The sequence below is a fragment of the Paenibacillus sp. J22TS3 genome (assembly GCF_018403205.1).
Taxonomy (GTDB): domain Bacteria; phylum Bacillota; class Bacilli; order Paenibacillales; family Paenibacillaceae; genus Fontibacillus; species Fontibacillus tuaregi.
Genome location: NZ_BOSF01000001.1, coordinates 224,503 through 246,555 on the forward strand (window position 1 = coordinate 224,503; position 22,053 = coordinate 246,555).

Consider the following 22,053-nt stretch of genomic DNA (forward strand, 5'->3'; position numbering starts at 1 on the left):
TGTAAAACGCTAGATTTAAGTGTAGCAGAATAACCCGCTTAAGAAAAGGGATTGCCGGAAATCCCCGTATTCCAGCCGAAGTGTTTCAACTCCTTTTCACAGGCAAAATAAGGGTCGACACACCTAGGTTTATCCTTTATAATTTTATCTAAATACCAAATGAAAGCGGGGTAATCCCATGGCGGAAATAAGAATTAGAAATACGAACGAATTGATTACCGGTGAAGAGAACGTTCGCAATTTCCTCAGTCAGTACGAAGTGATATATGAGCACTGGGATATCAGCAAACTGCCTGCCCATCTCCAAGAAAATTTTTCATTGACCGATGAACAAAAAGCTGAGGTTCTGTCCACCTTTGAAGCTGAAATCCAAGATTTGGTGAAACGCCGCGGTTACCGGACCTGGGATGTCATTACCCTGTCGGAGGCAACACCGAATATCGAAGAGCTGCTTGCTAAGTTTGAACAAATTCATACCCACACAGAAGATGAAATCCGCGCCATTGTTGGCGGAGCTGGAACCTTTGTCATCAAAGGCTCTGAAGAGATCGGCTATTTCGATGTGAATCTGCTTCCCGGTGATTTGATTTCCGTGCCAGAGAATACGGTTCACTTCTTCACCTTAACTGATGAGCGCAAGGTTGTAGCGATCCGCCTGTTCGTTGAGGAGAACGGCTGGATTGCTCATCCGTATGAAGATCCTTCCTTCCAGAAAGCTTAACCGAAATTATGCTAAAAAAGCTGTCTGCCCATCCCCGGATGAGCAAACAGCTTTTTTTGATATTTGATAGATATATTAGGGCTTTACTGTAAAATCCGCAGATGGCATAGAGTGCTGACTATTTGCAGTCACATGAGAGATAACATGATAAGTACCGGATTCCGTGAAAGACTTCACCATGACATACTTGCCTTCTCCTGCTGAGGTAACAGTAATCTTACTGTGCTTCTCCGCCCCATCTTTCCACAGTTCAAAGGTGACTTCTTTGGCATCATTAATGTCTTTGCCGCCCTGGGTTACCTTGGCTTCAAATGAAATCTTCTCGTTCACTTTTCCCTCTGTAGGTGTAACGGTCAGTTTAACATCCAGTGGGGACAGCATATCATCATGACCTGAATGACCGGAGTCTTGATTGCATGCCGTTAATATCATTAACAATCCAATGAATGCCAAAGCCAGCTTCAACGGACGTTGTCTCAATGCTCACGACCTCCAAGACCGTCAATGATCTTATGCAGTTCAGATAAGTGTTTGATCTCATACGCAGGGACAATCTCGTCTGAGCGAGTTCTTCCGTCGCGGTTCACCCACACGGAATGGATTCCAGCACTTAGCGCCCCTTTGATATCAGTGGTAAGCTTGTCCCCCACCATTAAGGCTTCGGAAGGTTCTACACCAAGCAGGCTGAGCGCATGTTCGAATATGCTGGGATCCGGCTTGCCCTTGCCAAAGGACCCGGAAATAATAATTTCATCGAAGTATGGTGCCAGTTTCGGTACCCCGTCCAGCTTCTCCTGCTGGAGAGCCGGACAACCGTTGGTCAGCAGCAGCAGCTTGACCTCACCCTTCAGTTCATCAAGAATTTGAAAGGTCTCCTCGTAGACATGTGGGCGATTGCGGCGCTCTGCCCCGAACTGTTCGGCAAGCTCGCCAGCGAGCTCCTCATTATCTACGCCAACGGCGAGCAGCCCCCGTCTCCAGGATTCTTTGCGGTAGATAGGAGCCAGCTTCTCCATCGCGCGAAATTCCGGCTGCTCCCCAGCCGTGAAGTTTCCCCATAACCCCTCAAAGGGGTTGATCCCAATCATTTTGGTAAAAGGAAAAGTCTCATAAGATTCATACAACGCTCTTGCTTCCTTACGGACAGCTTCTTCAAGACGTTCTGGCTTAACACCTGCAACTTCGGCAGCTTTCTGGCAAGTAGACTCAAAAGCTTCCTTAATACTGCGGTCGTCCCACAAGAGTGTATCATCCAGATCAAAGCAAACAGCCTTTATCGACATTTCGCCCGATTCCCCTTTTCTAATGATTCTCTACTGTAACATTGTTGGTCTTGCCGAATTCCTTCAAGCGCTCGCCCATAGCCGCTGTATCAAAACGGTTGCGTGAACGCGAGAAGTTCCACTTCTGTCCGTTCCCTTTTGGCACAATGCTAACCATTCCTTGCGAGAGGACAATTTTCTGAATGCTCTCTGCAGACAGCATGCGGTCTCTGTTAAACTTGGACGTATACAGCGCCTTTTGCCCGACTCGCAGATAGGGTTTACGGATGAAAACAACAACCCCGAGCATGATGTACAGCCCGATAGTAATCCAATAGAGGAATGAATTAATTTCTGTATTTTTCCCAATAAAGCCTAGGGAACCATACATCCCCCCGAACAGAATTAAGACGACCGGAAGAATAATATTACGTCCTTTAAAAGTATCCCCTTCTCCTTTGACCCCAAGCTTGCCGGGCTGTACTCCCTGTTTCTTTTGCTGCATCAAAATTTTCTGCCTGTTCTTTTCTACCTGCTTCTCAAACGAACGTGCCATGTGGCTGCTTTCCCCCTCTGGTATGAGCATGATCATCTATATGTTTTTAATTATATTCCAACATAATAAACGGAATCTTATCCGCAATGTGAATTTCTGATGTCAGCTATGTATATCCGGCAGAGCCGGACTGGTTAGTTATCTACAATCTCTATGGAGTCCAGCTGCTGACGGAAATTTTTGCGTATATTACCCAGGTAGATCTCCCGAAGTTCTGCTCTTTCGAGAGTCTCTTCCTCAGTTAATCCTGACTCTTTATGTTTACGCGCAAGCTCATTAATGCGCTGTACCAATTGGTCGATGTCCATATCCAATACTCCTCCTTCACTTCAGGCATTAACTCTTACTTTGACATGTGAAAAAGAGCTTGTCAAGGATCGCGGAGTCCTCGAAAAGCTCTTTATAACAACAAATATATTAACGGATAGGAAGCACAAGCACATCGCCCGCTTGGATCTCACTCGATGGCAGGTTGTTCTCCTGAATTATAGCATGAATGAAATCGCGTATATCTTCACCTTCACTCTTATTAGAGGAGGCAATACTCCAAAGAGAATCGCCCGGCTGAACAACAACCTGCTCTAGTTCGGCAGGGGTGGGACGATCACTAGAGGAAGCAAAAGCTGTGATCATTCCTGTACAGGTTACAGCAATCATACATACTAATAGAACAATGCGGAAAATAGAGTTTGGGATAAATAGATGCATCTTCATTTTATGTTTAACAGGCTGCGCCGGTACTGATTCATAAATACTTTGGTATGTAGAATATCTTAACATAATCAATCACTCCAAACGTTTGTTCTTGTTTACTAAATTCAATATAACACGAACATTTGTTTCGTTCAATAGTTTTTTAGAACAATTGTTCGCACATTTGGGTGATGACATTTTTATCCTATTTAAATGGATCATCTCTATATATTGGCATCATTAGACCCATTTCGTAACGCTCCTTTCCATTTATCCTGAATATTCCACAATAAATTTAGAACTAACGTTTGTACGAACGGAGGTTCTATGTTATAATTTTTCCAAACGTTACTAAATGGGGTTGATAACATATGTCGAAGGTTTCCAGCCGTCAACAGGCGATACTTGAATTTATAAGAAACGAAGTCCGCATGAAAGGTTATCCGCCTTCCGTCCGGGAGATTGGAGAAGCTGTAGGTCTTGCTTCCAGCTCCACAGTCCACGGTCACTTGGACAGGCTTGAGAAGAAAGGGTTCATCCGTCGTGACCCTACCAAACCTCGAGCTATTGAATTGCTTGGCCAGGAAGATTCGGAGAATTACAATCTGTTCGCTCACACGGTTGCCCGTGTTCCTGTGGTAGGTAAGGTAACCGCGGGTGTTCCTATTACAGCCACTGAGAATATTGAAGATTATTTCCCTCTGCCTAGCCACTATGTTGGGGACAAGGAAGTCTTCATGTTATCGGTTGTTGGTGACAGTATGATTGAAGCTGGTATTCATAACGGAGATTTTGTTATCGTCCGGCAGCAGCAGACTGCGGATAACGGAGATATTGTGGTGGCTATGACTGAGGATGATGAAGCTACGGTCAAGACATTTTATAAAGAGCGTGATCACATTCGCCTCCAGCCGGAGAACCCGACATATGAGCCGCTCCGTTTGAAGCATGTAACTATTCTCGGTAAGGTCGTTGGTCTATTCAGAGACATTCATTAATATTGGCCGGTAAATTTAAGAAGAGGATGCCTAGTTGGCATCCTCTTCTTCTCGCTGCATATGCTGTTATTCTCTGCGGTGCGCCTCTGTAGACGACGCACTATTTAATCTCCTCGATCCCCATGATATGGTCAAATGGGATAGGGCCAAGCTCCCTACTGTCACTGCTATTGTTCCGGTTATCACCAAGAACAAAGATCGAATTATCAGGAACCACCCATTTCTGATCTGGTGCTGGATTCATTTTCTCCTTAATATAAGGCTCATCCAGTGCAGTTCCGTTCCGGTATACTTGCTGATTTTTAATTTCAATTACATCTCCAGACTTACCTATAACTCTCTTAATATAAAAAATATGTTCGTCTGTCTCACCTGAAATGAGCTGAATCAACGGGTGCTCCCGGACACTATCCATAAAGCTGCGCTCCCGGTTGATACGGCTATCGATGACCACGATGTCTCCATAAGCCGGCATATGGGAGAATGTTCTAGCCAGCTTGGAGGCATAAACTCTCTGTTTGTCCTGCAATGTGGGCTCCATGGAATGCCCCTCGACTTTATAAGGTTGAAATACAAAAATACCAATGAATAAAGTCAAAACAAATGCAATCGCAATCGCAGGTATGTAGCTCACTATAAATTTTATAACTTTCATGCCTCGCTTAGCCTCCTATGATTTGTTAAAAGAAGTATATCATCAAATAATTTACCAGTTCAAATGTTTCTCTGTTTCATGAGCAGCACATTAATTAAACAAAAGAAAGACCGCAAATTGCGGTCCTCAAAACAGCTGCTGGTTTCATTTAGCCTCTAATTCGCTTTCTGTCACCCATTTATGGTTTTTGACTTCGTCTCCGCCCGTAGTGGGCGTATAATCGATCATATAGACAACGGTCTTCTCACCCGAATCAATGGTGCCGGAGGCTCCCTTCATACCCGGCATATGATCCGCCAATATCGTCACCTTCTCCCCTGGTTTAAAAGCCTTATCTCCAGCGTCCGCGATTTCTTGCTGTACCACCCATCTGTGGTTCTTCACTTTCTCTCCGCCGTTGGTCGGTGTATAAGTCACCTCGTAGACTGTTGTATCATAGGCACCCACAATAGTGGCTACAGCCCCCTTCATCCCTTTCATATGATCCGCGGTGACTACAGCTTGGCTGCCTGGTTTAAAAGCAGTATGCTTAGCTTCTTGCATTCCTGGCGGCAGCTCACCTGAGCTTGAATGGCTCATTTCAGAATGATCCATCTTTGTTGCCTGCTGCTGTTCTTCTGCTTGTGTGCTGATGCTTGTCTTCTCTTGATCTACCGAATGGTCACATCCGCTTAGCGCCAGCATGAATGCTGCTCCAAGCAGTACCGAAGTCTTTTTCATTTCCTCAACACCTCTGTAGTTTATTTCTTCACTCATTCACAATATACCCATATGGGGTATATTTATAACTACAGGGATTTCGAACGTTTTTCTGAGTACGTGAAAAATTATTCCAAATATTTGCTTAATATAGCCATATTAAGAAGCGGGGAGGTTAAATAAAAGCGGAATTAAAAAAAGCTTTGCCGGCGTATACAGCCGACAAAACCTTTTCTCATCTAAAATTAATTAGCCTCATCACATGAGTAATTTCATTAAATGGAATAGAAACAACTTCGCCTTCCCCGTGAAACTTGATCCCATCCTTTGACCTTAACTCACATGGCAGGCCTATTCTGACTTTACCATCCCTCGTCTTTAAACTAACCATTTGTTTCATGCTGCAAGCAATTTTTAATTCATCCAGGTACATAAACTCCCTCCAATTACATTTATCTATGTATGTAAATAAGTCTCTATTTATATTTCGGTATATTTGCCAAATATTTCATGGTAAATATTTAATATTATCGCTATAAAGTAAAGATTTAAATTAATTCAAAGACACCAACCGGCTTTGTGAGTCCTCCGGCATGTTATACCTGAACTTGTAGAGGTCTTTATCCACTAAAGGCCTTGGCAATATTAAATATCCAAATAAAAAAGGCCCCGGTAAATACCCGAGGCCCTTCAACTTAAGATTTATGATTTATGCAGATACGTTCTGTCCTGATTGAGGTACTTTCTTGGAGAGAATCCCCATAAACCCACCAACTACAAATAATACAGCGGAAAGGATGTAGAACATAAAAATACTGATAAAACCTGCAATCCCGCTAATTAGCATTAACCAACCAGCAACTTTGGGTTTAGTCTTTGTCATAGCAGCTCCCACAATCCCCAAAATACTAAATAACAGAGCAGAAATGCCTAGACCCGTAATTTGCGAAGTTCCCGTACTGGAAAAAGCTGCGTCCATTCCTCCTACCATCATAGCAAGAACAGACGCTATAATCCCAAAAATACCAGCTATTAAACCCATTGCAAACATTAAATTTCCCCCTATAACAATATCACACTCATATATGGGTATATAATATCATATTTAGGTAAATTTAACCATACAATACTCAAAATATCAAAGACTAATTACCTAACAAATTAGAAATGAACCGTTATCTTTTAAATACATAAAACCTTCCATCCTTGTTATCTCTATCGACAACTACCAAATATTTCATAGCATATTTTGATTATTTTAGTTATAACGGAAGATGTAGGTTAGATAATCTAATTCACAATCTAAGGTAAGAAGAATACTCAAGAGAATGCAATCTAAATAAGCGGGGGATTCTAAGTGAGAAAATTTGTTTTTAGCTTTATCGTCTTATTGTTCTTGGTTAGTTGTTCATCAGGCTCAAGCGACTTCAGGAGTGTTAAATGGGGAATGAGCATGGATGAGGTAATTAAAGCTGAGGCAAAAGAGCAGAATAATTACGTTAGTAAGACCTCTGACTTTCTTAAATATAAAATAACCTTAGGGGAGTATCATGTAAGGCTTACTTATCAATTTAAAAACAATAGATTAGAAAGCGGAACGTATGTCTATGACGCTGAAAATGAAACATTAAGACAGCAGTTCATAGATTCCATCAAATCAGCTTTAAACAAAAAATATGGCGATGGCGGCAAGGTTGAAAAGTACGGTACTATTTTCTCTTGGAACTGGGAAACTAGCAATACTGTAATCAAATTAAGTCCAAAAGATGGTATCACTGCAGTGGTGGTATATAGGGGTAAACTTTCAGCCTCTTCTGAAAACCTTTAAGATAAACTGTAGAGTTGCCTTATCCTATAATTCCATGCAATAAATAATTTCCTCTTCTACGATTTTACCTGTATTTTTAAAACCAAATTCTTCGTATAGCTTTTGTGCAGCATGGTTTTCTGGATCAAACGATACATATATTTCTGAGCATTCCTTGTTCTTACTCATCTCTTTAATGATTAAACTTAGTGCCTTTCTACCGTAGCCTTGATGTTGAAATTTATGATCAATCATAATACGACATAATTCAAAACAATTATCCTGCTCTGAATACCCATACATTGTAAATCCTACCATTATATTTTCACTATAAATTGCTTTTGTTACCCATCCCTTTTCTATCTTTGACTGTGCAATCGAAACTGCATTTGAAGCTACATATTTTTCTACAAGGTAATGATTTTCTTCAGGATCAGTTGTCAAAAAAATGCATTCCTGCCAGTTTGTTTCGTCTATGTCCTTCAATAAAACTCCCACAAAATCGCCTTCTTTCTAATCTTCTATCGGTAGGGGTAATTACAGTAAAGTCAGGTATTCACGAACCTTCGTAATTAATTCCATATGCAGAGTATTCGCGAAATTTTTGTACTATCCTGCTTACATTCGAGAAGAAAATGGTGACATGATACCCCACCTCTCATAACGCCCCCAAAAAGAAAAACCCCCGACGCTTACAGCGCCAAGGGTTTCACCTATTAATACAGGGTGATGTATTGATCGCGTTCCCATTGGTGAACTTGAGTGCGGAACATATCCCACTCGATTTCCTTCAGCTCGTAGAAGTGAGACAAAGCATGGTCGCCCAGAGCTTCGGTAATAACCTCGCTGCGGATCAGCTCGCCTAGAGCTTCTTTCAGATCCGACGGCAGGCTTGGAATGCCTTCTTCCACACGCTCTTCCTCAGACATTACATAGATGTTGCGGTCAATTGGATCAACGAGAGGAATCTCGTTCTTGATCCCGTCAAGACCTGCTCTCAACATCACTGCCAATGCCAGGTAAGGGTTAGCAGCCGGGTCCGGGTTACGAACCTCAACACGAGTTCCAAGACCACGGGAAGCTGGGATACGGATCATCGGACTCCGGTTACTTGAAGACCAAGCTACATAGCAAGGAGCCTCGTAACCAGGAACAAGACGCTTATAAGAGTTTACGGTTGGGTTAGTAATTGCCGCAAACGCACGAGCATGCTTCAGGATACCGGCCATATAGTGACGGGCAGTCTGGCTAAGTCCCAATGTGTCGCTTTCTTCATAGAACGAGTTCACGTTTCCTTTGAACAAGGATTGGTGACAGTGCATACCGGAACCGTTCACACCGAACAATGGTTTAGGCATAAATGTTGCATGCAATCCGTGCTGGCGGGCAATAGTCTTAACTACCAGCTTGAATGTTTGGATTTGATCGGCCGCTTTAACTGCGTCCGCATATTTAAAGTCGATTTCGTGCTGTCCTGGAGCTACCTCATGGTGGGAAGCTTCAATTTCAAAGCCCATCTCTTCAAGAGTAAGTACGATTTCACGACGGCAGTTCTCACCAAGGTCTGTCGGAGCAAGGTCAAAGTATCCACCTTGGTCGTTCAGTTCCATTGTAGGATTACCCTTCTCATCGGTCTTAAACAGGAAGAACTCAGGTTCCGGACCTACATTCATGGATGTATAACCCAGCTTTTTCGCCTCTTCCAGGTTGCGCTTGAGGATACCGCGCGGGTCCCCTGCAAATGGAGTGCCATCCGGCATGTAGACATCACAGATCAGACGGGCTACACGATCTTCTGTTACCCATGGGAAGATGACCCATGTCTCAAGATCCGGATACAGATACATATCAGATTCTTCGATGCGGACATAACCCTCAATGGAGGAACCATCAAACATCATTTTGTTGTCCAGAGCCTTCTCCAGCTGACTTACAGGAATTTCAACGTTCTTGATTGTACCCAGCAAATCAGTGAATTGCAGACGAATAAAGCGTACGTTCTCTTCCTTGGCAATGCGAAGAATATCCTCTTTAGTGTAACTCACGATACCCTCTCCCTTTGTCATAAATAGTGATGTTTACTCTTACTTAAAAAATCTGGATAATTCACCTTGAATCAATGAAACTTGACCTGGTCTCTTGCCTGTAACGAGTTCCTGCTTGAGCATACGATAGAGCTGCGAGTCCGTCAGAACCTTTCGTTTCTCTTCGGTGTCATTCGTAATTACAGTCGCTTCCTGGGATTCTTTGTTCACCGGATTCATAACCTGCTTGATGCCTGCGATGTTAACACCTTTGTCAATCAGAGCTTTGATCTCCAGCAAGCGCTCAACGTCGTTAAAAGAGAACAAACGCTGATTACCTGAAGTTCTCGCCGGCACGATCAGCTGGTGCTGCTCGTAATAGCGGATTTGACGGGCAGACAAATCAGTAAGCTTCATTACGATGCCAATTGGAAACAAGGCCATATTTCTACGAATTTCATCACCCATCGCTCTCAACCTTCCAGTTAATTAATCATAATCCCATTCTATGTTACATACCCTAACACTGTCAAGCATATGTTAGATAATCTTACAGTAAATTGCGGTTAATCATATTTTGCAGGGCCGTGAGTATTCCATACTTCACATGGGAGTAGGTAAGCCCTCCCTGCATATAGGCAATATACGGCTCACGGATAGGAGCATCCGCAGACAGCTCCAGACTTCCCCCTTGAATGAAAGTGCCTGCGGCCATAATGACAGGATGTTCGTATCCAGGCATGTCCCATGGCTCAGGAACAACATGCCCATCCACGGCGGCGGCACGTTGAATCCCCTGCACAAAAGCAATCAAATGCTCAGGAGAAGTAAAAGAAATCGCTTGAATCAAGTCTGTCCGGGGTTCATGCCATGCAGGCTTGCTCACAAATCCGGCTAACTCAAACACCGCTGCTGCCAGAACACTGCCCTTTACGGCTTGTCCGACAATGGTTGGAGCGAGGAACAGGCCTTGATAAATCCCTCTTGTCGTACCAAGCATGGCCCCTACCTCACCGCCGATTCCAGGTGCGGTTAGTCTATAAGCCGCAAGTTCGACGTACTTGGCTTTGCCGCATATGTATCCGCCAGTCTCGGCAAGTCCTCCGCCGGGATTCTTAATCAGCGAGCCTGCTATCAGATCGGCGCCCACCTCAGTGGGCTCCTTCTCTTCCGTAAATTCACCGTAACAGTTATCCACGAACACGATAACATCCGGCTTGATTTCTTTAACCTGCTGTATCATTTGAGCAATCTCGCTTATACTGAAGGACTCACGCCAATCATAGCCGCGGGAGCGCTGAATCCCAATGACTTTGGTAGCTGGAGTGATGAGCCGGGTAACTTCATCCCAATTAACTTTTCCGCTCTCCAGTAGGGCAGCTTCTTGATATCGAATTCCATAATCCTGTAGTGAGCCCGTCCCGTCACCCGGCTTCCCGATCACTTTATGGAGTGTGTCGTATGGGCGGCCGGTTATGTACAACAGTTCATCTCCCGGTCTAAGCACACCAAACAAAGCCGTTGCAATCGTATGTGTTCCCGAAGCAAAATGCGGCCTTACGAGCGCTGCCTCAGCGCCGAACACATCCGCATATACCAGGTCCAACACTTCACGTCCCCGGTCATTATAAGCATAGCCTGTAGAACCGGCAAAATGAAAGTCACTTACCTGATGTTTCTGAAAGGCTTCAATAACTTTCCATTGATTCGCATCTACGATCTTGTCAACCTGCTTGAGGCGGGAGTCGATCTTTGCTTCTGCCTCTTCCATCCAATGTCTTACTTGCTGCGAAAAAACTGCCATACTAGTATCCCCTCGTTCTTAATCTGCTCACACATATGGGATGGACTAATGTCCATCCCATACCGCTGTCATTTTCTTTAAGCGTGTACTTCATATTCCTTCAACAAATAACTGTTCTTCTCATAGTCGGCTTGATTCAGCCTCACCTCGAACAACAAATCCTCATCCTCGAAGTCCTGATTCAGAACCTCTCCCACTCGGTATATAACAGAGCTTAAATCACCGCGGGCAGCCGGAATCCGGAAGGTCACGGTATCCCCGGTCAGCCGATCTTGAATTACCTGTCTAACCATCTGCAGATCGTGTTCATCATAAGCGCTGATCTTCAAATGATTCTCGTCCGATGGAAGCAGCTGAAGCTGTTCAGGTGTACAAAGGTCCTTTTTATTATACAAAATCACCTGGGGTGTACTGCTTGCTCCCAGTTCATCCAGTATGCGGTCAACAACCTTCATCTGCTCATCCCGGGTTTCAGCCGAAGCGTCTACCACGTGCAAAATCAAATTCGCCTCATTGGCTTCCTCCAGAGTTGCCCGGAAAGATGCGACCAGGTCATGCGGCAGATTCTGAATAAACCCGACCGTATCCGTGATGACCACCTCTTTCCCGCTAGGCAGTTCCATCGCCCGGGAAGTTGGGTCCAAGGTTGCGAACAGTTGATTCTCAATGTATACATCAGCCGCTGTAAGCTGCTTCAGCAGCGTGGATTTCCCTGCATTGGTGTAACCTACCAGTGCAACCTGAACCACGCCGTTCTCCTTGCGGCGCTTACGGTGCAGCGTGCGGTGCTTCGTCACCTCATCAAGCTGCTGCTTGAGGTCGGTAATTCTGCCGCGGATATGACGGCGGTCGGTCTCAAGCTTGCTCTCCCCCGGACCACGGGTCCCGATTCCACCACCGAGTCGGGAGAGGTTCTTGCCATGCCCGGATAACCGGGGCAGCAGATAACTGAGCTGAGCCAGCTCAACCTGAATGATGCCCTCACGAGTTTTGGCTCTTCCCGCAAAAATATCCAAGATCAGCTGGGTGCGGTCAATAATCTTCACATCCAGCGCCTCTTCCAGATTTCTGACCTGAGCGCCTGACAGCTCCTGGTCAAAAATAGCCGTATTGGCTTCAAGAGCATCAATCGCAGCTTTTAACTCCTCCACCTTCCCTTTGCCGATGAACCATCGACTGTCAGGGGTTTCCTTGTTCTGTACGATCACGTCAGCAACTTCCACACCCGCCGTCTCTGCCAGCTGCACCAGCTCATTCAGAGAATGCTCGGAGTCCACGCCGCTACGCTTCACCTCATTGGTAACAAGACTGACAAGAACGGCTTTATCAGGCAGGGTTGTATTTGTGTCAAATGTTTCATTTCTCATAGCTTCATTGCTCCTTCAAAGCGACAACCTTAGCGTATTCCTCACCTGTCATCTGCCTTTTTCAAATTTGAAGTCTTCTGTTCGAATGGTCATTAATTCAAGCTTGCCCGGAGAGCCTGTTGAATATTGATGGAGCAGCCGGACGGCCTGGTGCCGGATTGAGCGTTCGATCACATTCCTTACATATCTGGCATTGCTGAATGCAAGCGGGCTCTCATTCTTCTCTGCCATCAGATGCTGCTTCAGTTTGAGTATCGCCTGAGGCATTAAGATATAGTCACGCTCCTTGACCATACTCTCCGAAATTTGAATCAATTGATCAATCGTATAATCGGGAAAATCAATCTGGATAGGGAACCGCGACGGAAGACCTGGATTCGTGTGAAGGAAGAAGTCCATTTCATCAGAGTAACCTGCCAGAATAAGCACAAATTGATTCTTATAATCCTCCATGGCCTTAACAAGCGTATCAATAGCCTCCTTGCCGAAATCCTTCTCTCCGCCCCGTGCCAGGCTGTAGGCCTCATCAATAAACAGAATGCCCCCTAATGCTTTTTTAACCAAATCGCGGGTCTTTTGTGCTGTGTGTCCAATATATTCTCCTACCAAATCGGCTCGTTCCGCTTCTATAAAATGGCCTTTGGTAAGCACCCCCATTTTCTGAAACATTTTGGCCACGATCCGGGCCACCGTTGTTTTACCTGTGCCGGGGTTGCCTTTGTAAATCATGTGATACACCTGTGAACCCGCCACCAGGCCGGCCTCGGCACGCATCTGTGTAACTTGAAGCAGTGCAAAAATCTCAAAAACCAGCTCTTTAATATTCTCAAGCCCGATCAATTGATCCAGTTCCTTCTGGATCTCCGCAAACACGCCTTGATGGTGCATAGCACTCTTATTCGCCACAGTCGATTCCGGCTCGGCAGCCAACTGAGAGATAACCGGCGGTTCAGTGTTCCGCAGAATTACATTGATTTGCCGGGAGGGCCTATCTTCTGAACGTCCGCCAGCGGCCACAACACGCCCTTGCATGCGGTATCACCTCTTCCTAAAATAAAGGGGCAGCAAACTACTATAAATGTGTATTCCTGTGGTTCGTCACTTATTAGAAGTTTGTTAACTATAGGACAGAGTTTATAATTCCGCTAATAAAATCAGGTGTGGATAGGGATACCGATCCGGTTAAGCTGCCATTTGGTATAGGCAAGAATCTCTCTAATTGTATTCGGGGCCTTGGGCATTACCTTGGATTCTACCACGGATAGCTGGGGATACATATAATTGAGGAAATGAGCCATTTCAAGTGCTCTCGCCGCATGAAAGGTATGTGTAACAATAACAGCGTTACTAAGCTTCCGCTCCTGCATAAGCCTGCTGCTGTACTCCAAATTCTCATATGTATTGGTCGCCTGGTTCTCCAAGATGATGGCCTCCTTGAGCACTCCATGCCTTTGCAGATAATTCGCCATACCTTCAGCTTCCGTCAATCGGGACCGGGCTGTATCCCGTCCGCCTGATACGATAAAATACTGGAACGTGCCGGCCCGGTATTCCTTCAAGCCCTGCTCCAGACGTTCCTTCAGCCCTGGACTCGGCTCGTCGCCCCAAAGGGCAGCTCCAAGAATAATACCTACATCCGCCTTTTTCACCGCTTGGGTAACTGGGGTACTGGAAACCTGATACCACGCGTAACCAAGCCATAATACAAACATAACAGTTAACACAATAACGGTCTGCGCTATTCTTAATACCAGCGGATGCTTCTTCGGCCTAGCCATGGGAAGGGTCCTCCAGAAATCCGGTGCGCCGATGCTCAAGAGACATCAGGAAATAAGGAAAGGTGTGGGCATCAATGGCATGAAGCAGCTCGCGGGTAGTCTGGGAAGCGAGCTCATAGTCCTTCGGCGAGATCTGTCTTTGTGTTAATGCCTCGTCAAGCTCATCCTGATCCAGTAAAAATACCTCTCCGTTCTTCAGCACCACAATATCCAGGTATAAATCATCAAACCAAGGCACCCCTTGATCCGTAATTCCTTGGCTCTTGCAAATATCTATGTACCATTCAATAATTTGCTGTTTGTCATCAAACATGGCTGTAACGATATAATTAGAGTCTTTAGGATAATACTGCAGCCATGAATACCCCTTATCCGCAATCCGGAACGTATGATTGCCATAGGATTTCCACAGCGGCTCTTTAAGCGCTTGTATGCTGTACAGAGTAATATATCCAGTGAAATCTTCGCTCTCTATATATCGTGATGTGAACTGGCGCCGGGTCACCCGGCGCCAATTCGCCCGGTCTCCAAATTTTCGCTTCATGAATATTACCCTTTCACTCTTATCTTACACTCAAGCTTACCATATTTCTCTTTACCGCACCAAATATATGCACCGTTAAAGTTGCAGATCTCATCTTCATTACAGCACAAAAAACCCGATCTTCTAAAGAAGATCGGGTCCTTGCCGCGAACCTAAGCGTATTACCCTCCGGAGTTGGAGCCTGTGTTTCCCCCTCCTGTATTCCCGGTTCCGTTATTGGTGCCTTGCGTATCCTTTGTGCCGCCGGTACCGTTACCCTGTGTTGACCCGGGAACCGTAATTCCTGTCCCCGGATCAGTAACACCGCCGCCACCGCTGCCTGCACCATTATTAGTTCCTTGGTCCGTGCCGTCTCCAGACCCGCCATTGTCGGTATCTGTGCCTCCACCTGAACCATTTCCGTTTCCATTCCCGTTGTTGCCATTACCATTGTTATTTCCATTGTTCCCATTGCCGTTCCCATGTCCGTTACCATTGTTCTGGCCGTTGTTACCCTGGTTATTATCCTGACCATTTCCAGTTCCATCCGTATTGCCGTTATTATTTTGGTCAGGATCTGTTGTAACCGGAGGCTCTGCTTGCTGCGTCGAGACTGTAGCCGAACCTGATCTCTCGCTTTCAAGCCCCGTAGCCGGATCAACAAAGGTAACATAATACTCATAGCTGGTATTTGGAATTACCGTAACATCCTCGGCAGATGCCGAATTAGTCTCAAGAAGCTGAGTGAAGTCCGCTTCAGAAGCTTCTTTACGGTACACACGGTATTTCACATTAGGAATGTCGACACCCTTCCAGCTGAGCAGTACGGTACCGGTGTCCTGATTATAAGCCCCCGCAACCCCGCTGACGGTGGTAGGCTTCTTAACCTCTTCCTTCTTCTTCTCCTGTAAATCTTTAGGAACAGGGAAGTCCTTGATAGGTACGTCCTTAAGCGCATCCTTCATAATTGCCGCGAACAAGGCGGCAGACTGGCCGCTGCTGCCTTTAAGCAGATGATCTTTGTCCGGGTTATCATAGCCCATCCAAATAGATGCAGTCCATTCCGGGGTGTAACCGACGAACCAGGCATCCCGGTTGCGGCTGCTCTTCAGGCCTTTAATCCCGTGTTGGGTAGTCCCTGTCTTACCCGCTACAGGACGCGCACCAAGGCTGGCCCGTTTCCCTGTACCGCTGGTTACAACCTGTTCAAGCATATCTGTCATGTAATAAGCGGTGTCCGGGCTGATGACTTCTTCACCCTTCGGCGCATTATACGTGTAAACGTCCTTACCGTCCGGACCTTGAATACTCTTGATGGAATAAGCCGGGTAGTGATAGCCGCCATTCGCGAATACACTAAAGGCTTCGGCCATTTCGAGCGTATTTGTGCCCTTCGTGAGACCCCCAAGGGCTACAGCAAGGTTCGTATCTCTGTCATCCATCGTAATGCCCATCTTCTTCGCATATTCCACACCTGTCTTGACGCCTACTTGGTTCAGCAGCCACACAGCCGGAATATTGGCTGATTCTTCAAGCGCCTGCCGCATGCTAATCGTCTTGGAATATCCGTGCAGGTTGCTAGGACAATAGTTGCCAAAGCACTGCTTCTCATTGCTAAGATACGAGTCCGTTGTGAACTTCTTTGTATCCAGCGCAGGGGCGAAGCTTACGATCGGCTTGAAGGCTGAACCCGGCTGTCTGCGGGCTTCCACGCGGCTGAAGCCTTTGCGCTGGTAATCACGCCCGCCCAGCAGGGCGATCAGACTTCCGTTCTGATGGTTCATAATAACCGCCGCAGCCTGCACCTGCTTGTCGTCCTTGCTTTTCTCAAAATTATCGTCATCGGCAAAGGCCTTCTCAACGGCCAGCTGCGCCTGTTTATCCATTGTCGTATAGATCTTGTAACCGCCACGGTTAAGCTGGTCCTCGGTCAGACCGGTCTTCGCCTCCGCTTCCTTCATCACAAAATCCTTAAAGGCCAGAAAGTTCTGACTCTTCTTCGGTGGCGTATAGTCGTAATTGACCGCCTTGGCTTTGTCGCGGTCAGCCGCAGAGATGTACCCCTGCTCAAACATGAGATCCAACACAACGCCTCTGCGGGTCTTCGACAGCTCCGGATTGGATATCGGATTGTAGGCCGAAGGTCCTTTAGGCAGAGCCGCCAGTGTGGCAATTTCCCACAGATCCAGCGTTTTCAGATCACTCTTCCCGAAATACCGCTGGGATGCCGCTTTAATTCCATAAGAGCCTTGACCGAAGTAGATCCGGTTGAGGTACTTCTCAAGAATTGCGTCCTTCGTCAGATTACGTTCAAGCGCCATAGCAATCGAAACTTCCGTGGCCTTTCGGAAGAAGGTCTTGTCTCTGGACAAGAACATATTCTTTGCCAGCTGCTGGGTAATCGTACTACCGCCCTCCACCTTGGAACGGGCGACAATATCCTTCACTGCTGCGCGGCCAATCGACCAGAGATCCACGCCGGAGTGCTCATAGAATCTTTTATCCTCAGTAGCGACAAATGCTTCTTGAAGCAGCTTCGGAATCTGGTCAATGCTCACCGGCTCACTCTTATTGATGGACAATTCCCCCATCAGGTTACCGGAACGGTCATACACCTTGGATGTTTCGTAAATGGTAAGTTTATCTTCATTCTCTTTAAGTATCTTTTCACCGTTCAGAGACAAGAAGATATAACCCCCAACAGCACATATAATTGCAAAAGCCATCGTAAAAAACATGGTCCAAAGCACACGCTTTGTTGTTACCTTTTTCTTGCCTTTCCCCTTAGGTTTATTTCCCTTGCCTGTCTTCTCCGTCTTATCAGGAGTGTTCGTCCGGGACAGCCTTTGGGGTCTGTTGTCATTCGTAGACATGGTTCTATCTAGACTCCCTTCATGACATTCTCTTTCTCTCTATAGTGGACGGAAAGAAAAGAACAACCTTACTCAGGTTGCTCTATCTCAACATCATATACCATTTAACGTAACGTGTTCAAAAAAGTTTCATTCCAATCTTACCCTTCAGACGAGGTCTCCTGCATCAAAGATACATTGCGCTGCGGCTGGAAGGTCGAAATAGCATGCTTGTACACCATTTGCTGGCGTCCATCGCTGTCAATCACAATCGTAAAATTGTCAAATGCTTTAATCGTTCCCCTAATTTGGAACCCATTTGTCAAAAATACAGTGACAGGGATGTTCTCTTTACGTAATTGGTTTAAGAACGTGTCTTGGATGTTAATGGACTTGTTCATATCGGTACCCCCAATGAGTTTCGATTAGTGTTCTGAAGTATATTCGAGATCGGTAAGGAACTTTCCTGCTATTATAGCACGTACCTTTGCCAAATTCTCCGGGTAATTTTCCGGATGGGTCATATCCACCCAATGAATGTCGCGCATATGGCGGAACCAGCTCAGCTGCCTCTTGGCATATCTGCGCGTATCCCTCTTCAGCTTGATGACCGCCTCTTCAAGCGGAACGCCATCTTCCAGATGCTCCATCATTTCTTTATAACCAAGCCCCTGCATGGCTACAAGTCCACGAGAATATCCCTTCTTCAGCAGTGATTCCACTTCCGCAAGCAGCCCCTGATTCATCATCTCATCAATTCGCGCTTCTATTCGGTTATATAGCAATTGACGGTCCATTGTCAAACCGATGATGCATAAATCATAAGGAGACTGCTTCTTCTGGGACGCGAGTTGGGAGGATAAAGTCTGGCCCGTCAGATGAAAAATCTCCAGCGCCCGCACAATCCGCCGCTGATCATTGGGATGCAGCCTCGCCGCCGATTCGGGATCGACAGCCTTCAGCCTGTCATGAAGAGCCTCAGCACCATGTTCCTCCGCGAACTTAAATTGTTCATTCCGGAAGTCTTCGTCCGCAGGCGCATCGGTAAATTTAAACTCATAACAGACCGACTCCACATACAGTCCTGTACCCCCTACGATAAAAGGCAGATGCCCCCTGGAGGTGATCTCCGGGATCAGCTGGCTGCAGTAGTCCTGAAACAGAGCCACAGAGAACGGTTCATGCGGGTCTAGAACATCGATTAAATGATGCGGGACTCCGTCCATCTCCGCTTCCGTGATTTTAGCTGTGCCAATATCCATGCCCCGGTAGACCTGCATCGAATCGCCGGAGATAATTTCACAGTTAAACAGGTGTGCAAGCTCAATGCTCATTCTGGTCTTACCGACCGCGGTGGGGCCAACCAGAACCAGCAGTTTCGGTTTCTTAGCTGTTGTCAAGCGCGATCACTCCGTATGCAATTTTGGTATGGGCTCGTTCACGAACCGTGAATCCGAGCCTGCTGAACTCCCCGCTGTCTCTCTTCTCCTTCATTACGACCGCTCTCCGGGCCACCCGGCAGGCTTCCTGAATAGCGGCCTCTTCCAGCGGCTTTCCGTTGGCTAACGTCCGAAGCGGAGAAAGCGATGAGGATTCCATAACCGGCTCCCGGAACATGGGGTCAAAATAGACCACATCCATACTGTTGTCCGGCATGCCTTTTAACGCATCCAGGTGATCAGCATGTCTGACTTCAATACGGCGAAGTGCTTCGTCAAACTCTTTTAACCCTGATTGGTAGGTAGTTAAACCTTCCTTCAGCAATCCATACAATGGAAGAGAGCTTTCAAGCGCCGTCACTTTTCCTTCCTTCCCTGCGGCCAAGGAGAAAATGATCGAATCCGAGCCTAATCCAGCGGTGCAGTCCAGGATCTGGTCACCCGGCTGGATTCCGGAAATCTCCAGCATATAATCCTGCTCTCCTTTGAGCAGTCTTTTGGCCCTAACAAATGACATACTGGGGTGAAATTCCATCGGATCGCCATAAGTACCCGCAATCCGGATTCCACTCTCCAAAATAACAAGCACCATCTCCGTCTGATGACGCGATAAGAGCTTGTTTAACGAGGTACGGCTGCGCCGCACATAAGGCACACCTAGCTCAGATGCCAGCGCAAGTGCCCGGCTAACTGAATCCGGAGCTTCGTTATCCCCCGTAGTAATAATCAATCCGCTTCCTCCGTTCACATTACACGTTTAAACATTTTCTCCAAATCATAAGTAGAGAAGGAGACCACAATCGGACGTCCGTGCGGACAGGTGTAGGGCTGCTTGCAGGCAGCCAGACGTTCCAGCAGGGTGGTTGCCTCCTGATCCGTTAGTCTCTGGTTCGCTTTAATAGAGGCCTTGCACGAGCAGAGAATCGAGGATCGCTCTCTCAGCTTGGCCAGGTCAATCGCCCGCTCGCTTAGCACCCACTCTGCCATCTCTTCAATAATCGAAGCCTCTTCCCCTTGCGGGAACCAGTACGGATGGGAGATCACCCTGAACGTCCCGCCCCCAAAGTGCTCCAGGATAACCCCGGCGTTCTCAAACCACTGCAAACGGGTTTTAAGCTTCTCGCTATCTGCTGAGGTAAATTCCAGAGTAATAGGGATAAGCAGTTCCTGGGAAGCATCAGCGGGATTGCCGAACTTCTCATAATAGTATTCGTAATTCACCCGTTCATGGGCAGCGTGCTGATCAATCAGATACAGGCCCTCCTCATTCTGTGCAATCAGGTAAGTGCCGTGGTGCTGACCGATCAGGGATAGCTTGGGAAAAGCCGGCATTGCCGGCTTGCTGCCCGGCGCGCCGTACAGCTTGTCCGGAGACACGGAAGCGGCAGGAGGAGCGGGGACGGGACGCTCGTAATCGTATCGGCTGCCTGCAGAGGATCGGCTGCTGCTTCCTCCAACGGTCCCAGCAGAGGAGTTACCCACCGGTCCAGCTTCATCCCCGTTTTTGCGCTGACCTGTGTTCCCTGGCGTTTGAGCATATGAAATCTGCTGGGTTGAAGTGCCTCCGTTAGGACCAGGGGCCGGAATCCCGTCATCAGAACCTCCATTTCGTTCAGGGAGGGAATACGACGGAGTTGCAGCCGTTTCTCTCACCCGGTCATTTTGCGGACTTGCCGCTCCCTCATGAGCATCGCGAGGCGAACCTCCTGGTCTTTCCGGGTAGCCCGTATGCCCTGGACGTTTCTCAGCTTCATGGCCGAAATCGGGTACAGCTCCCGGGTTAGCCGTGGATTGGAAGTTGAACTGCTCCTGAATGACCGATTTCGTCTCCCCACGGTTTACTGTTGTCTTCACCACATGAGGAATCAACACCTCCTGGGACAAGACTGCCCGTATGCTTTCCTCCAGGAAGACATACAGCTCCTGCTCCTTGCTGAAGCGAACCTCCAGCTTGGACGGATGCACATTGACATCAACCAGCGACGGGTGCATAGTCAGTTGGAGGACAGCAAGCGGGTAACGGTTGATCGGAAGAAGCGTGTGGTACGCTCTCATCATGGCCGCTTGCAGCCCCGGATTGCGGATATATCTTCCATTAATCATCGTCGAAATTCCACCCCGGTTCGAACGGGTTAAATCCGGACGCCCAATGAACCCTTCTACTTTATAATCCGGATTCTCGGCCTGAATCGGGAGCATCGCTTTCGCAGCTTGGGTCCCGTAGATTGAAGCTATCACCTGGAGCAGGTCTCCATTGCCAGGACTTTGAAGCAGCACATTCCCGTTGTGCCTGAGCGTAAAAGCAATCTCCGCGTGCGCTAGCGCCTGCCTGTACATCACGTCCGAGATGTGCCCCAGCTCGGTCTGAATCGTCTTCATATATTTCAGCCTTGCCGGAGTATTGTAAAATAATTCCCTGACACTTATATCCGTGCCCTGCGGAGCCGGGGTATCTTCATTCATCTTGAGCGATCCGCCTTCAATGACAATCCGCTTGCCAAGCGAAAGCTCGCTGGTCGAGGATACCAGCTCCACCTTGGAGACAGCGGCAATACTCGGCAGCGCCTCCCCGCGAAAGCCAAGTGTGCGAATCTGAAACAAATCCCGGCCGAGGGAGAGCTTGCTGGTTGCATGTCGGTAAAAGGCTGTCTCGCAATCCTCCGGCTCGATTCCGCTCCCGTTATCTATAATCCGGATTAGGGAAAGGCCTCCCTCCTCCACCGTGACGTCTATCCGCTTGGCCCCGGCGTCAATCGCATTCTCGACCAGCTCCTTCACCACAGAGGAAGGTCTCTCTACAACTTCTCCCGCAGCGATCTGGTTCGCAATATGCTCGTCCAAAATTTGAATTTGTCCCATACGTTTCCCCCGCTTT

The 22,053-nt window shown here is 47.1% G+C and carries 25 protein-coding genes; 3 read left to right on the forward strand and 22 right to left on the reverse strand.

Translation table 11 applies throughout. The annotated features are described in order from the left end of the window. The first annotated feature begins 178 nt into the window (after window positions 1–178). Entirely contained in the window at window positions 179–721 is a 543-nt protein-coding gene (locus tag KJS63_RS01020) for an acireductone dioxygenase (RefSeq protein WP_213617580.1), read from the forward strand. Between the two features lie 75 nt (window positions 722–796). Here the strand turns inward: KJS63_RS01020 and KJS63_RS01025 are convergent, their stop codons facing one another. The 5 genes from KJS63_RS01025 to yneA form a co-directional block, all read right to left on the reverse strand. Beyond that, entirely contained in the window at window positions 797–1,201 is a 405-nt protein-coding gene (locus KJS63_RS01025) for a FixH family protein (protein WP_244862459.1), read from the reverse strand. Next, window positions 1,198–2,004, reverse strand: coding sequence for an HAD family hydrolase (locus KJS63_RS01030; RefSeq protein ID WP_213617581.1), 807 nt, complete (start codon window positions 2,002–2,004; stop codon window positions 1,198–1,200). The genes KJS63_RS01025 and KJS63_RS01030 overlap by 4 nt, the downstream gene beginning before the upstream one ends. A 19-nt stretch (window positions 2,005–2,023) precedes the next feature. Then, window positions 2,024–2,539: a hypothetical protein gene (locus KJS63_RS01035; RefSeq protein ID WP_068617427.1), complete on the reverse strand. Its 516-nt coding sequence runs from the start codon at window positions 2,537–2,539 to the stop codon at window positions 2,024–2,026. A gap of 134 nt (window positions 2,540–2,673) precedes the next feature. Continuing rightward, entirely contained in the window at window positions 2,674–2,847 is a 174-nt protein-coding gene (locus tag KJS63_RS01040) for a DUF896 domain-containing protein (protein WP_082926879.1), read from the reverse strand. Window positions 2,848–2,956: 109 nt separating this feature from the next. Next, entirely contained in the window at window positions 2,957–3,319 is a 363-nt protein-coding gene (yneA, locus tag KJS63_RS01045; RefSeq protein ID WP_213617582.1) for a cell division suppressor protein YneA, read from the reverse strand. Between the two features lie 284 nt (window positions 3,320–3,603). Here yneA and lexA point away from each other — a divergent pair, with 284 nt between their 5' ends. Next, window positions 3,604–4,230: a transcriptional repressor LexA gene (lexA, locus tag KJS63_RS01050; protein ID WP_068617418.1), complete on the forward strand. Its 627-nt coding sequence runs from the start codon at window positions 3,604–3,606 to the stop codon at window positions 4,228–4,230. A 100-nt stretch (window positions 4,231–4,330) separates the two neighbouring features. Here the strand turns inward: lexA and lepB are convergent, their stop codons facing one another. The 4 genes from lepB to KJS63_RS01070 form a co-directional block, all read right to left on the reverse strand. After that, window positions 4,331–4,885 carry a signal peptidase I gene (gene lepB, locus KJS63_RS01055; RefSeq protein WP_213617583.1) on the reverse strand — a complete coding sequence of 185 codons (555 nt, stop codon included), beginning with the start codon at window positions 4,883–4,885 and terminating at the stop codon, window positions 4,331–4,333. Window positions 4,886–5,029: 144 nt separating this feature from the next. After that, window positions 5,030–5,605 (reverse strand): YdhK family protein, encoded by a 576-nt coding sequence (locus tag KJS63_RS01060; RefSeq protein ID WP_213617584.1) that lies wholly within the window; start codon window positions 5,603–5,605, stop codon window positions 5,030–5,032. Window positions 5,606–5,819: 214 nt separating this feature from the next. Next, window positions 5,820–6,017 (reverse strand): hypothetical protein, encoded by a 198-nt coding sequence (locus KJS63_RS01065; protein ID WP_068617412.1) that lies wholly within the window; start codon window positions 6,015–6,017, stop codon window positions 5,820–5,822. Between the two features lie 276 nt (window positions 6,018–6,293). After that, window positions 6,294–6,635 (reverse strand): DUF4064 domain-containing protein, encoded by a 342-nt coding sequence (locus tag KJS63_RS01070; protein WP_213617585.1) that lies wholly within the window; start codon window positions 6,633–6,635, stop codon window positions 6,294–6,296. Between the two features lie 306 nt (window positions 6,636–6,941). On the opposite strand from KJS63_RS01070, the gene KJS63_RS01075 reads away from it, so the two are divergent. Further along, window positions 6,942–7,412 carry a hypothetical protein gene (locus KJS63_RS01075; protein ID WP_213617586.1) on the forward strand — a complete coding sequence of 157 codons (471 nt, stop codon included), beginning with the start codon at window positions 6,942–6,944 and terminating at the stop codon, window positions 7,410–7,412. 24 nt (window positions 7,413–7,436) lie between these two features. On the opposite strand, the gene KJS63_RS01080 is transcribed toward KJS63_RS01075, so the two are convergent. The 13 genes from KJS63_RS01080 to mutL all read right to left on the reverse strand — a co-directional run bounded on the left by KJS63_RS01080 (window position 7,437) and on the right by mutL (window position 22,037). Continuing rightward, the gene (locus tag KJS63_RS01080) at window positions 7,437–7,889 is read right to left on the reverse strand and encodes a GNAT family N-acetyltransferase (RefSeq protein ID WP_213617587.1); all 453 of its coding nucleotides are present in this window, start codon (window positions 7,887–7,889) and stop codon (window positions 7,437–7,439) included. A gap of 218 nt (window positions 7,890–8,107) precedes the next feature. Continuing rightward, window positions 8,108–9,436, reverse strand: a complete 1,329-nt coding sequence (gene glnA, locus KJS63_RS01085; RefSeq protein ID WP_068617406.1) for a type I glutamate--ammonia ligase — start codon at window positions 9,434–9,436, stop codon at window positions 8,108–8,110. A 39-nt stretch (window positions 9,437–9,475) separates the two neighbouring features. Continuing rightward, window positions 9,476–9,883, reverse strand: a complete 408-nt coding sequence (locus KJS63_RS01090; RefSeq protein WP_068617404.1) for a MerR family transcriptional regulator — start codon at window positions 9,881–9,883, stop codon at window positions 9,476–9,478. Between the two features lie 82 nt (window positions 9,884–9,965). Further along, window positions 9,966–11,219 carry a methionine gamma-lyase family protein gene (locus KJS63_RS01095; protein ID WP_213617588.1) on the reverse strand — a complete coding sequence of 418 codons (1,254 nt, stop codon included), beginning with the start codon at window positions 11,217–11,219 and terminating at the stop codon, window positions 9,966–9,968. 77 nt (window positions 11,220–11,296) lie between these two features. Continuing rightward, window positions 11,297–12,586, reverse strand: coding sequence for a GTPase HflX (gene hflX, locus KJS63_RS01100; protein ID WP_213617589.1), 1,290 nt, complete (start codon window positions 12,584–12,586; stop codon window positions 11,297–11,299). Between the two features lie 48 nt (window positions 12,587–12,634). Continuing rightward, window positions 12,635–13,618 (reverse strand): AAA family ATPase, encoded by a 984-nt coding sequence (locus tag KJS63_RS01105; RefSeq protein WP_213617590.1) that lies wholly within the window; start codon window positions 13,616–13,618, stop codon window positions 12,635–12,637. Between the two features lie 122 nt (window positions 13,619–13,740). Continuing rightward, the gene (locus tag KJS63_RS01110; RefSeq protein ID WP_213617591.1) at window positions 13,741–14,364 is read right to left on the reverse strand and encodes a YdcF family protein; all 624 of its coding nucleotides are present in this window, start codon (window positions 14,362–14,364) and stop codon (window positions 13,741–13,743) included. After that, on the reverse strand, window positions 14,357–14,908 hold the full coding sequence (locus KJS63_RS01115) for a ribonuclease FAU-1 family protein (RefSeq protein WP_068617394.1): 552 nt from the start codon (window positions 14,906–14,908) through the stop codon (window positions 14,357–14,359). Before KJS63_RS01115 ends, KJS63_RS01110 begins: the two co-directional genes overlap by 8 nt. Before the next feature lie 161 nt (window positions 14,909–15,069). Continuing rightward, the gene (locus KJS63_RS01120; protein ID WP_213617592.1) at window positions 15,070–17,760 is read right to left on the reverse strand and encodes a transglycosylase domain-containing protein; all 2,691 of its coding nucleotides are present in this window, start codon (window positions 17,758–17,760) and stop codon (window positions 15,070–15,072) included. A gap of 140 nt (window positions 17,761–17,900) precedes the next feature. Then, window positions 17,901–18,140 carry an RNA chaperone Hfq gene (gene hfq, locus KJS63_RS01125; protein ID WP_068617390.1) on the reverse strand — a complete coding sequence of 80 codons (240 nt, stop codon included), beginning with the start codon at window positions 18,138–18,140 and terminating at the stop codon, window positions 17,901–17,903. Window positions 18,141–18,164: 24 nt separating this feature from the next. Beyond that, window positions 18,165–19,139: a tRNA (adenosine(37)-N6)-dimethylallyltransferase MiaA gene (gene miaA, locus KJS63_RS01130; RefSeq protein ID WP_213617593.1), complete on the reverse strand. Its 975-nt coding sequence runs from the start codon at window positions 19,137–19,139 to the stop codon at window positions 18,165–18,167. Continuing rightward, window positions 19,126–19,908, reverse strand: coding sequence for a class I SAM-dependent methyltransferase (locus KJS63_RS01135; protein WP_213617594.1), 783 nt, complete (start codon window positions 19,906–19,908; stop codon window positions 19,126–19,128). Before KJS63_RS01135 ends, miaA begins: the two co-directional genes overlap by 14 nt. A 14-nt stretch (window positions 19,909–19,922) precedes the next feature. Further along, window positions 19,923–22,037, reverse strand: coding sequence for a DNA mismatch repair endonuclease MutL (mutL, locus tag KJS63_RS01140; RefSeq protein ID WP_213617595.1), 2,115 nt, complete (start codon window positions 22,035–22,037; stop codon window positions 19,923–19,925). Window positions 22,038–22,053 lie beyond the last annotated feature (16 nt).